The 12,363-nt window shown below is 55.4% G+C and carries 10 protein-coding genes; 3 read left to right on the forward strand and 7 right to left on the reverse strand.

Translation table 11 applies throughout. The features are described 5' to 3' along the window. The first annotated feature begins 147 nt into the window (after positions 1-147). Positions 148-516 carry a response regulator gene (locus JAO32_RS14115; RefSeq protein WP_334241463.1) on the forward strand — a complete coding sequence of 123 codons (369 nt, stop codon included), beginning with the start codon at positions 148-150 and terminating at the stop codon, positions 514-516. 96 nt (positions 517-612) lie between these two features. Here JAO32_RS14115 and JAO32_RS14120 read toward each other — a convergent pair whose 3' ends face one another. Genes JAO32_RS14120 through JAO32_RS14145 form a run of 6 tightly spaced genes read right to left on the reverse strand, consistent with a single transcriptional unit; the run spans position 613 to position 7,698 of the window. After that, complete coding sequence (locus JAO32_RS14120; RefSeq protein ID WP_334241465.1) at positions 613-1,431, reverse strand: glycosyltransferase family 2 protein; 819 nt, start codon at positions 1,429-1,431, stop codon at positions 613-615. After that, positions 1,428-2,030 (reverse strand): putative colanic acid biosynthesis acetyltransferase, encoded by a 603-nt coding sequence (locus JAO32_RS14125; protein ID WP_334241468.1) that lies wholly within the window; start codon positions 2,028-2,030, stop codon positions 1,428-1,430. Before JAO32_RS14125 ends, JAO32_RS14120 begins: the two co-directional genes overlap by 4 nt. Next, positions 2,031-3,191 (reverse strand): glycosyltransferase, encoded by a 1,161-nt coding sequence (locus tag JAO32_RS14130; protein WP_334241470.1) that lies wholly within the window; start codon positions 3,189-3,191, stop codon positions 2,031-2,033. A gap of 4 nt (positions 3,192-3,195) precedes the next feature. Continuing rightward, positions 3,196-4,419, reverse strand: coding sequence for a glycosyltransferase family 4 protein (locus JAO32_RS14135; RefSeq protein WP_334241472.1), 1,224 nt, complete (start codon positions 4,417-4,419; stop codon positions 3,196-3,198). A gap of 58 nt (positions 4,420-4,477) precedes the next feature. Continuing rightward, positions 4,478-5,449, reverse strand: a complete 972-nt coding sequence (locus JAO32_RS14140) for a polysaccharide biosynthesis/export family protein (RefSeq protein WP_334241474.1) — start codon at positions 5,447-5,449, stop codon at positions 4,478-4,480. After that, a complete protein-coding gene (locus tag JAO32_RS14145) occupies positions 5,446-7,698 on the reverse strand; it encodes a GumC family protein (RefSeq protein WP_334241476.1) in 2,253 nt (750 codons plus the stop codon). The genes JAO32_RS14140 and JAO32_RS14145 overlap by 4 nt, the downstream gene beginning before the upstream one ends. Positions 7,699-7,819: 121 nt before the next feature. Between JAO32_RS14145 and JAO32_RS14150 the strand changes: the two genes are divergently transcribed. After that, complete coding sequence (locus tag JAO32_RS14150; RefSeq protein WP_334241479.1) at positions 7,820-9,223, forward strand: UDP-glucose dehydrogenase family protein; 1,404 nt, start codon at positions 7,820-7,822, stop codon at positions 9,221-9,223. An 18-nt stretch (positions 9,224-9,241) separates the two neighbouring features. After that, positions 9,242-10,192: a UDP-glucuronic acid decarboxylase family protein gene (locus JAO32_RS14155; RefSeq protein WP_334241481.1), complete on the forward strand. Its 951-nt coding sequence runs from the start codon at positions 9,242-9,244 to the stop codon at positions 10,190-10,192. A gap of 63 nt (positions 10,193-10,255) precedes the next feature. On the opposite strand, the gene JAO32_RS14160 is transcribed toward JAO32_RS14155, so the two are convergent. After that, complete coding sequence (locus JAO32_RS14160; protein WP_334241482.1) at positions 10,256-12,154, reverse strand: capsule assembly Wzi family protein; 1,899 nt, start codon at positions 12,152-12,154, stop codon at positions 10,256-10,258. Positions 12,155-12,363 lie beyond the last annotated feature (209 nt).

The raw sequence follows: 12,363 nt of genomic DNA on the forward strand, positions 1-12,363 counted from the left end.
ATCAGTGACCGGACCCTGGAAGTTTGGTGGCAGAGCGGCCGGCCGAAGTTGGCCGCATGGCGTCCTCTGAGGGTATCATCCTCCGGTGAAACAACAACTTCCAGAAACTTGCCTTATGCCACCGGGTCAAGTAGAACTGTGATTAATATGACAACCCCCAGCAAACCGAAGGTACTGGTTGCCGACGACGAACAGGTGATTGCAAACACGCTCGCAATCATCCTCAATCAGGCGGGCTTTGAAGCCAAGGCCGTGTACTCCGGCGAATCTGCCGTGGAAATCATCGATCAGTTTCAACCCAACATGCTGATTTCAGATGTGATCATGACAGGCATGACGGGTATCGAAGCCGCCATCAAAATTCGGGAAAAGCTTCCCACCTGCAAGATCCTTCTGTTCAGCGGACAGGCCGCCACGGCTGACCTGCTGGAGAAGGCACGTGCGCAGGGGCACGAGTTTGAGATTCTGGCCAAGCCAGTGCATCCGACAGATCTGCTGGCCAAGCTGCGAAGCTAATTTGCTTTTTGCCCTGAAACGACGTTTTACGACATGAGCAAAGCCCTCGCTTTCTGCGAGGGCTTTACTTCGTTTGGCGAATAAAATTCGGTAAATTCAGGAGCGCTTAAGAAGGATTTCGCGACGCTTGAGTTCGATCAGGTATTCGTAAAAAGACTGTAGCGTGCTGTACGTCAGGCCTGCGTAGCCGTCGAGAATCGCTCCGCGAAAGAACATCATGTAAAGCCACTTCACCAGTGGCCTTGCCGGGACGCGGAAAAACAGTGCTTTCTGCGCGCGGCGTCTTTCTGCGCGGTCTTTGCCGAAGAGTGCGGTTTTGACTGACGCGTCTTCAAATGCAGCACCTGTGGCCAGCAGTTGCGCCTCCATGGTGGAGTACGTGTTGTGTTTCGTGACCCAATGAGCAATGCCTTTGGAGAAAGGGTAGTGGTTCAACGGGGCGGTGAGCTCCACGATGCTGCCATCCACTTCAATGACTTCATTGATCTCGCGGATGTAACGTGCGCGTCCGCGGCGCACCAGACGCGTGTAATACGGCGTAATCTGCGCGTGTTTCAGCCATGTGTCCCATAGGTAGTCGTGGCGTCGCAAACGAAAGGCTGCCACTTCCGGGGGCGCATTTTGCGTTGACGTCAGCATCTCCCGCGCAAGCTCTAGAGTGGGCCGTTCATCCGCATCCAGAATCAGAATCCAGTCATGGCGAAATTGCGGCACGGTCAGCGACGCATTGCGCTGAGCTGCGTAATTGTCAAAGGCGCGTTCGTGTACCGTGGCGCCCAGATCGCGGGCAATCTGCTGTGTTCCGTCGGTGCTCAGCGAATCGAAGACATGCACATCGTCGGAGAATGCAACGCTTTTGATCGCGCCTGCGATATCACCGGCTTCGTTCTTCGTCAGAATGACAACTGAGATCACGCCGAACGCTCCATGGTGTTAACGCGTTCCTTGACTGCTTTGGCGGGATTGCCTGTATAGACTGTCCACGGCTGTAGTGAGCGCGTGGCTACTGCAGACATGCCCAGCACAGCTCCTTCGCCAACATTCACCCCTGGCCCAACAGAGGCGCGCGCGCATACCCATGAGTAGGCGCCGAAACGCATCTCGTAGGCAATGAGCGGGAAAGCAGCGGAATTGTAGTCGTGTGTTGCGCCGCACAGAAAGGCATCCTGCGAGACGATGGCATGCGAACCAAAGTGCATAGGCGCAGGGTTATAGATCTCCACGCCGTCGGCAGCTGTGACCTGGTCCGCGCAGAAGAGGTTCCAGGGAGCCCAGATTTTTGACTTTGGGTAGAAGTGGCAATTCGGTCCCATGGTGGCTCCGAACAGACGCAGCAGCATGGCGCGCCAACCGTGCATGGGCCTTGGCGACGGACGGTACAGCAACAGCCAAACCACGCCCCAAAGCACACGCATCAGCCGATTACGCAGCGTGAATGCCGGACGCAGATAGGGGTCGGCGTGCTCGCTCTCGTCGATATGGTCGGTGGCCACGTAAGCGGCTTCGCGTGCCATTCAGCGTGCTCCTTCGTTCTTTGCCTGCTGGAAGAGGGCCATGATGGTCTGTGCGGTCTCCAGCATATCGAAGCGTGTGCGGAAGCACTCAGTTGCTGCATTGCTCATACGCTGCTTGTCTTCTGGAGACAGCGCAATCCAACGCTCCAGCAACGTGTGCGTTCCTTCTGCAGTGTCTGGCTCAATGAGCACGCAGCCTTCGTTGCGGATCATATCGCCGATGTTGACCTTGTCACTCAACAGAACGGGCTTGCCCGCTGCCAGTGCCTCAGCGACAGCGATGCCGAAGTTCTCCTGATGCGAGGGCAGGACAAAAGCTTCCGCAGCACGGAAAGCTCCCCATTTCTCTGCGCCACGCAAAATGTCGGGCCAGTGAACGCGGTCTGTGAGACCAGCTTTGTCCACGATCTGTTGTAGTTCTGGAATCCAACCGGTTTCATCCGGACCAGCCATGACGAGATGCAAGTCTGGATCGCTTGCTGCAACGGAAGCAAACGCCTGCAGCAGCAGGTCGCAGCCTTTTTTGGGATGGATACGGCTCAGGTAGATCAGAAAGCGTTTGCCCTCTACGGCAGGAACCACGCGGAGGAATGAAGCGATGTCTGCTACGGGATCAGTCTGTGGAGCGCGGATGCCATAGGGCACCACCTGCGCTTTCCAGTTCCAGAAGGCGAAGCTCTCTTCTGCAAGCTTTTCTTCACTCGTAGTAGTGAAAAGGACACGATAGGCATTTCGCAGAACCCAATACTCTGCGGGATACCAGTAAATGGCTTTTTTCAAATGCTTCAGTGGATACCGGCGCTTGAAATAAGGGTCCAACATGCCGTGCGAGAAAACCATGTACGGTTTGTGTCCTCGCATGGCTCGCATGGTTGCCAGACCGGTGTATTGCCACAGGCCGTTGACGATCACACCGTCATAACGATCACGGTTTTCACGCAACCAGGGCAGAAGCTTTGCCGTGTATCCATAGGTTGACGTGCGCGGCCCCAGTGGATACACCGGAAAGGGGAGGCCTTTCAGGTACGGCGCGTCGGGCGCGTCAAAAGTGACGGCTTCACCTTCATAACCTTCGTTCTTGTAGCCGAAGAGCGTGCGTACACCTTCAATGGGGCCACCTGCGGCCGGGTCCAGTGTGGCGATAACGTGCAGGATACGCATGGACTCAGGCTCCTGCCTGTTTGCCGGTGACGTGGCGCAAAGCAGCTTTCAGTCCCGCGATATCTTCGGCGTAACCCCAGTGAGCAATGATCTCTTCGCTGCGTCTTCCCATGCGTTCAGGCGCACCCGGCTGGAGAGTTGCTTCCAGAGCCTGGCTTAGAGCCTGTACATCGCCTATCGGGTATACGAAGCCGTTTTCACCATTGCGAACCAGATCTGCGGCGCATCCCACGTCGCTGGTCACAATCACAGCGAGTCCAGAAGCCATGGCCTCATTCGTAATCAGACCCCATGCTTCGTGTCGTGAGGGCAATACGAACACATCGCTGAGGTCGAAGAAACGGGGAAGTTCGCTCTGGTTGCGGAAGCCGGCGAAACGTACATCCGTCACACCACTTTGTGCTACGCGCTCTTCAAGCGCAGCACGCATCTCACCGTCGCCAACGATGACCAGATAGGGATTCGAAGAACTGCGCGCGCGCAATTGCAGGTAGGCTTCCAGGAGATGGTCTGCATGTTTGCGCTCCTGCAACTTCGAAGCGAAGAGAATGACGGGACGGGAAGGATCGAGTGATAGCTCTGCCTGAAGATTCGCTCGCGTGGCTTCTGCTTCTTTCGTGCGCGCAGAAAAATATGCATTGTTCACTGCGTAAGGCATCAGGAATGCTGGGAAGTCTTTTCCAAAGTAATGTGCCCAGTAACGCGCGTTCGCCGTTCCGATAGGAAGCACAGCCTTCACCATGCTGCGAAGCATCGTGAAGAAGGCTTGCTTTGCCAATAACTTTTGATTGGAACGTACGCGGTCTGCGAGCCACGACTCGGCCCGCAGTAGCACGGGCAATCCAAGCGCCTTTGCCGCAAGCATGGCGTGGATTGAATTTACTGTGGAGTAGCCGTGGATCCAGACTGCATCGAACGGCTTTCCATCGACACCCTTTTGCAACTCGCGAAAGAAACCTCGCGAGATGGGACGAAGAGGGCTGGGTTTTGAAGTGTCTCTCCAGCGGGGCAATACCGTTGAAGCATAACCCTCCGTCAGTGGAACGTCCCACTCTACGGTGACACCAAAGCCGGCATCCTTATAGCTGCGCAGAGAGAAATCTGAGCAGAAGAATACGCGCAAATCTATGCCTGGCTCTGCAGCAATACGGCGCAGCAGTTCAGCCTGGTATTGAATAGGATGACTGACCACATAGGCCAGACGTACCTGCTCATTTACGGAAGCCATCGATCTCCTGTGAAGCTCTTACGCACGGGAGCGAATGCTCGCTCCCGTGGTAGCGGGGTTAACGCAGAAGGGCTGCCATGGAAACAGCCAGACTGACGATAGCCGTTGCATTGCTCGTGCGGAAGATGCTCCTGAGAATACTTGTGGGAACCAGAACGATGTCATCTGCCTGTAGAACCGGATCCGCTACTTTGCCTTCCTGAATATCCTTCAAAGGCAAAGGAATTACGGATCGGGTGTTGCCTGTGGTACGAACAATGCTTGCATCATTCCGCTTGGCAGTTTCTAAAGTGCCTCCCGCGGTGGCGACAGCCATGAGCGCCGTAACAGGCCGTGCTCCAGACAGAGCATGAGCCCCGGGCGATCCAACCGCGCCTACTATATAAAACGCTCCGACGTTGCCGGTCGTAATGATATCGCCTGCAAAGACGGGAATGTTGGCTGCCAAGCTGGTTGAAGGGTCGTTTCCGAGGTCGACATAAATGGAGTCTGCCACTCCGGGACGATCAATTTTGATCACTGTGCTTGCAGTTTCTGGCAAGCCGCCTGCGCTGGAAAGGACATCAAGCAGACGACGCTGACCCACCATCGGAAGTGTTTTTTCGAGCGCGCCGACCAACGTGACGACATGATCGGGCATTTCCGTGAGGACGAGATTCACTTGAGCATCATGAAAAAGCTCTTTCTCTTCCAAAAAACGCGCGATCTTCTGTTCCGCAGCGGTAATGGTCAAGCCCCCGATGCGTATTATTCCAGCCATCGGGAGATGGATGGTTCCGTCAAGAGCTACCCGTTCCACGTCTGTGAACGTCGGAGTGACACCAAAAATCGAGAGAGTCACAACGTCATTGGGCAACACGGTCAAATCTTGTTGCGGGGGAAACAGAATGGTCCGATCCGTGGTCAGCGGGTGGCGAATGTTCAGCCCCGGCGAAGAGGTGGGGGCGATGCCTGTGTATTGTGCATGGCACCACACCGTTCCGCTCAACAAAAGAGATGCAAGGATGATGAAGTTATATAGCCGCTTCATGCTTCGTCTCCCTTGTTATTGCGTTCGGTTTCTCGTCCATTTGATTCCCACGATTCCGAATCGATGTTGGAGTAGCTGTATCCCGAATATCCGTAGTAGCCGTGGTATTCCGGTGCATTGATGTCTACAGAGTTCAACACGACTCCGGTGAGGGGCGCGCCTGAACGTACTAGAAGATCACGCGCACGCCGCACGACGTTGCGGCTGCTCTTGCCATGGCGCACCACCAAGACAATAGCGTCTGCATGACGCGCCAGGATGACCGCATCGGTTACGGAAAGAATCGGGGGAGAATCGATCACGATATGGGTATACAGCTCTGCGCACTGCTGCAGAAGTTGATTCATGCTCTCGGAGGAGAGCATTTCTGTCGGGAATGGTGGTACTGGACCGCTGCATAGAACATCCAGATTCGGAACCTCGGGAACGTTCTTTACGGCTTCTTCCAGAGTGGCACCGCCGGACAGGATCGTGGAGAGACCAATGCGCCCGTTCAATCCAAAACGGTGATGGACATTGGGGCGCCGAAGATCCGCATCGATCAGCAACACACGGGTTTCTCGCTGGGCAAGGATCGCGGCGAGGTTCGTTGATACTGTCGTCTTGCCTTCTGAGGGCGTAGAGCTGGAGATCAGGATGAACTTGGGGGGATGTCCTGTTGTTGCCAGCAGTAGCGCAGTTCGGAGCGAGCGGAACGCTTCTGAGAACTGAGATTTTGATGTTGCTAAAACCCCAATGTTCGTCTGGGCCACGGTCATGGAGCCAGAACCGTCGGATGGCAAGCGGCGCACACGCGGAATGATGCTGAGCGAAGGAAGTTGCGTGATGTGTTCCACTTCCGCAACGCTTCGGATGCCGGTGTCCAGACTCTCCAGGGCAAAGGCGAGCATGACGCCCAGGATCAGGCTCATGATGAGGTCTCTGCTCATAATGCTGGAGCGCGGCGTAATGGTAGGACCTACCGGTTTGAACGCAGGATCGACGACGTCGATTTCCAGTGCATCCAGACCTGCCTGCACGCTGGCGCTTCTCAGTTTGGCAAGGAGCGCTTCGTACAGAGCACGGTTGGTCTCATAGTCGCGCTGACGGAGCGTATATTCCACGAGGTCATCACGAAGACGGTACGACTGATTTTTTTGATCTTCCAGTGCGGATTCCGTCTGCGCTTCATTTGCCTTTGCTGCAACCAGAGCCTGCTGGGCTTCGGTTACCAGGCGTGTTTCTTCTGTCTTGATCTCTCGGTCCACTTCGCGCAAATGCGCCTGCAGAGCAAGAATCTGAGGATTCTTTGGACCTAGTGTGACAGCGGATTGGGCAATCTGCGCTTTGGTTGCGGCAGCATCAGCTCTCAGCGAGGACAGGGCCGATTGCCCTCCGCCCTGTCCTTGCATACTGTCTTCCATCAAGGTGGGATCGGCAGAAGCCAGAACCCGGTAACGGGATTCCGCAAGAATGCGTTGCACCTTAGCCTGAATAGCTGCAGCACTGAGCGCTTCGACAGCAGCCGTAACCTGAGTCGTGACGGGTTTACTGGCGTCTGCTCCAAGCCCCAGCACACCAATCCGCTTTTGAAGGTCCATCAATTGTTCTTGCGATGCTTCGACCTGCTGCTTCAGGTCATCCAGCTGCCCTTGTAGCCACTGTGAGACGCGTTGCGTGGAAGCGAAGCGGCTTTCAAAAGAGCGCTGCTGATACGCATTGATCAGATGGTTGACCAGATCGGCAGCAAGCTGCGGTTTGCTGGCGGTTACCCCAATGCGGATCATCTGCGTCCGTGGAATGGAGGCAACCTGAAACGCGTTGGACAACCTGCTGATAACAGCGGCGCGTATCACGGGATCATTTATGTTTCGGTATGGGCCAGGTCCCATAAAGTCCGGATTGTTCGCCAGATTCATCTCTTGCGCAACACTCAGCATCAGCGATTCACTGCTGATAATCAGGACTTCCGTTTCCAGATCTTCGGACTGCAATGAGCCCATTACAGATCCTGTGGCCGCACCCAGCGAAGCTTGTGAGTTGGGCCTGGCAACCTGAATCCTGCCGCTGGCGGTGTAGACGATGGGCTGGGTGGCGGCCTGGTAAAGACCGAACAAAATGCCTAAGGCAGCAGCGGCAATGAGAACCCATTTACGTTTGCGCAGCACATTCAGAGCTTCCGAAAGTGCACTTTCTGCGGAAGTAGCGCTGAAGCCTGCGTCTGCTTCGGGTACTCCGCGCTCGGATGGCTGATTCGTCAGGGGCGGCATCTTTGAAGATCATAACCTCCTTTGCTGCAACTGGAGTGTTTCCTTTCCAGAGGTCTTGGGACCAACGATTGAGATGCCTGCGGACGATGGTATAGACAATGCTGTGAGGTATCCTGTCCTCATGGGAAAGACTGTGGATATCGCGGTTGTTGGTTCCGGTTACGTCGGCCTTGTGGCTGCCGTTTGTTTCGCTGAGATGGGGCACCATGTAATTTGCGTGGACAATGATCCCGCGAAGGTAAAGGCGCTGCAGGGCGGAGATAGCCTCATTCACGAGGAGCATCTTCCAGAATTACTCAACCGATATCGCAATAATCGTGTCGAGTTCACCACAGATCTGGGCGCTGCGACTGAGAAAGCTGCAGCGATTTTTATTGCGGTGGGAACACCGCAGTCCGAGACAGGTGATGCCGACCTCTCCTATGTGGAAGCAGTCGCTTGCGAAATCGCCCGGCATTTGAAGACCTACAAGGTGATCGTGGAAAAGAGCACGGTGCCGGTCTATACCAATGAGTGGATTCGCCGTGCGATTGAGCGTAACGGCGTAGATCGCAGCCTGTTTGATGTTTGCTCAAATCCTGAATTTCTGCGTGAAGGCACCGCAGTATCGGACTTTCTCCACCCGGACCGCATCGTGGTGGGCGCTGATTCTGAAAAGGCAGCGCGACTGCTGCAAGATATCTATGCTCCGCTGACTTCCGGCGAGTACTACACGCGGGAAGGAATTATTCCCGGAGATTTCACATCAGATGCGCCGCCGCCACTTCTGCTTACCTCTACGAAGAGTGCTGAGATCATTAAGCACGCATCGAATGCCTTCCTGGCGTTGAAGATTTCGTTCATCAACGCTGTCTCCAGCCTTTGCGAAGCCACCGATGCCAACGTGCAACAGGTGGCGCAGGGTATGGGACTGGACACGCGTATCGGACCGCGGTTCCTGCGTCCTGGCATCGGCTATGGTGGTTCCTGCTTCCCGAAGGACGTGGCGGCGTTTCGTTCCGTTGCAGAGCAGATGGGCGTGGACTTCTCGCTCTTGACGGAAGTGGAGCGTATCAACGTAAACCAGAAGAAGCGCTTCCTGGCTAAGGTGCGTGCGGCTTTGTGGACGCTTCGCGGCAAGAAGCTTGCCGTGCTTGGACTGGCCTTCAAGGGTGATACCGACGACATCCGGGACAGCCCCGCCATTGAGATGGTGAAGATGCTGATCGCGGAAGGATGCTCGATCACAGCATATGATCCGGCTGCAATGGAGCGTACGCGCGCTGTACTTCCGGAGTCTGACAAGCTGCACTATGCCGACGGTATCTATTCGGCTGCGGAAGATGCAGATGCTCTGCTCATCCTCACGGATTGGAATGAGTTTGGCGCGCTCAATCTGGAGAAGCTGCGTACGGCGCTGCGTTATGCCATTGTCATTGATGGCCGCAACATGTACGACCCGACGAAGGTCGCGGATGCGGGCATTAGCTACTACAGCGTGGGGCGTCCTGTGGCGCATCCTGTCCGCGAGACGATCAACGCGTAAGCGAGAAGGGTTGTAGACATGGCGCAATGGAAGCGCGTCCTGATTACAGGCGCGGCAGGTTTTCTGGGATCGCATCTTACGGATGCAATATTGGCCGAAGGTGCAGAAGTTGTCGGTGTCGACAACCTCTGCACCGGTTCACTGGAAAACCTGGCCCACCTGAAATCGAACTCGAAGTTCTCGTTTGAGCAGCACGATATCTGCAAGCCATTTGATTTTGGCGAAGTGGATTTTGTATTCAACTTCGCATCTCCTGCCAGCCCGGTGGATTACATGAAGCTGGGACCGGAGACGCTGCGTGTTGGTTCGGACGGCACGGTGAATGCATTGGAAGTGGCGAAGAGGTATGGCGCTGGATTCCTGCACGCATCCACCTCGGAATGCTACGGGGATCCGGAGCAGCATCCGCAGAAAGAGACTTACTGGGGCAACGTGAATCCCATCGGTCCTCGCTCTGTGTACGACGAGGCGAAGCGCTTCTCTGAAGCCACCATCATGGCCTATCACAACTACTACAAGGTGCGGACCAGCATGGTACGCATCTTCAATACGTATGGTCCGCGTTTGCAGCCGAACGATGGTCGCGTAATCAGCAACCTGATGATGCAGGCGCTTCAGGGGCAGGATCTGACGATCTATGGTGAAGGGTCGCAGACGCGTTCGTTCTGCTTCCAATCAGACCTCATTCGGGGAATTGTGGCGTTGGCAAAGAGTGGTGAGCCTCTTCCGACAAACATTGGCAACCCTGAGGAATGGACCATTCTGGACTGCGCGAAGACGGTGCTGGAAGTGACCGGCTCCAGCAGCAAAATCGTCTATCGGCCTATGCCGCAGGACGATCCGAAACAACGCAAGCCGGACATTACGAAGGCGAAGGCGTTGCTGGGATGGGAGCCCAGGGTAAACCTGCGAGATGGTCTGCAGCTTTCTATGGATTATTTCAAAGCCCGTATTGCAGCGAAGGCATAACGGATCGCAAAGAAATAAAGAGGAGGACATGGCAAGCGCCATGCCCTCCTTTTTCATGTGAAATTATTGCGGTGTCTTCAGGTCGGGATACCACGTCAGCGTGAAGGCCGCTGTGGTGGAGCCCTGTTGTCCTGTCTTCCATATAGGGGCTTTCCAGCGCTCTTCCTGGAACCATGCGTTCAGCTCCACATCACGCGTGAGGCGCTTTACAAGGTCTACGCGGAAGGTGTTCTGCGTGGTGCCGCCTGCGGGAAAATCGTTGCCGTTTTTCTTGCGGAGATACTGCAGTGAAACCCACTCATTACCGCTCAAGTGGTACGTCAACCATGCCTGGCCACCTTTTGCTTCGCGACCGATCCAATCGCCGAAGATGACGCCGCTATTGGTCATGCCCTGGCGCTGAATGGTTTCGTAATAGTTGCCCTGGCCTTTGGTGGAAGTGCTGGTGACGAAGTCGGTGTATACGCCTTCCACGCGCAGGTCGAGCTTGGGGGCGTAGGGAAGACGCGTCAGGTAGATGCCCGAAAGCCATCCTGCGCGCCGCGGCGCACTGAGGGGGAACAAATCGTCATGCGTCGTGGAATCGGCATACAGCGTCGCTAATTTGCGCAGGAAGGGGAGGCGATAGCTGAAGGTGACCGATGAGAAGCGGGCGCCTGGATCGTCGCGTGAATACTTTTCTTGCTGCGTTGTGTCGTTGAAGTCGAAGAAGCCTTTGAAGAAAGTATGTAGCGTGATGGGAGCATGGTTCTTGCCGCCCCAGATGATGGTTCGTTGAAAGCCAAACTGAAAATTCTTCGTTGGTGCGAAATCGATCTTTTCCGAATGCGCCCACGGCGAGTTGGGATAGGTGTGTCCCTTGAGACTGCCAACGAAAAAGTCATAACGAGTGTCGCCGAGCAGCTTGCTCACCAACGGAATATGGAGTGGTTCTACGCGATTGATACGGAATGCATAGATGTTGTCCGCATTGTTGGACCATTGCATCGCGCCGCCCAGCCCTGGTCCAAGCCATGCATCGCTCTTACCGATGGAGACTTCATGGTTGAAGACATGTGCTGCAAACGTTGCTTCAATCAGATGGAAGCGGTTGACGCTGGAGAGGGGGCCCTCTGGGATGGTGGCCTGAGGACGATTGGTTCCACCAAAGTAATCCTTGGATGGGTTGTTGTAGGAGATGCCATCCAAATTGGAGAGGGTACTGGCCAGTGCGTAGCTGTAGCCTTCGTATCCCGGAGCATGCTGATACTCGCCACGAACTCGCAAAGAAAACGGACCCAGTTCAGTGATGACTGATCCACCGTCATAGGTATTGAAGCCGCTGGAGTAGGGGCGACCATAATCGTTAATGAAGGTCTGGCCAAGATGCCAGCTATCACGCAACACCGTGCCACCGACACCGCGTACGCTGACGTAGGCAGAAGAGACGCCGGTTATAAGCCCGCGTTTTGTCAGGCCATCCGCTGACGGTTCATCGCGCAGTTCGTACAGCACTTTATCCAGAATTTCTTCGGATTCGGTATCGCCTCCATCGCGGATCGCGCCTTCGCTTTTCTCAAGCATGTGCAGGACGCTGCGACGGGTCCATGGGCGCAGACTGAGGAACGCGGTATCAATATAGCCGCGCGAATACAAACGCAAGAGAGCGGGATAAACCCAGCTATCCATGTCGATGTAGGTAGACCCAAGCCAGTAGTCGCTGAATTGCGAAGGGATCAAATCTGGATTGTAGGGATTGCGGGCTACATTCGGGTGTTCCTTGGTCGGCTCATCTTCTACGACGGGTTTGTCGGCTTCTGTATAAGGTCTGAGCGGAGGAGCTGTTACCGGTGGGGATGCAGAAGGTTGCGCGGTGGGGTAGTTTGGTACAGACGATGGATCGATAGGGGTTGGCTTCGGAGCCTGAACGACAGGTGCTTCCGGTGGAGGTGATTGCTGCTGCGCAGATGCGCTGAAGGGCAACAAGGTAGCCCCAAGGACAGCGGTGGTTGCCAGGTTCCGACGCGTAGCAAACCACAGCGGCCTAATTACTGCACGAATACATACTTCCAAGCGGACCTCACTGGGATGAGCTTTGCCCGTAAGATGACTGGCAACGGCACTTAAGATGTTCGGGCAAAAGGGCACATGCGCTCCTTCTGATCCCCGAATGTTTGCCATAGCCAGTGCAT

The sequence above is a fragment of the Terriglobus sp. ADX1 genome, from assembly GCF_036877645.1.
GTDB lineage: Bacteria > Acidobacteriota > Terriglobia > Terriglobales > Acidobacteriaceae > Terriglobus.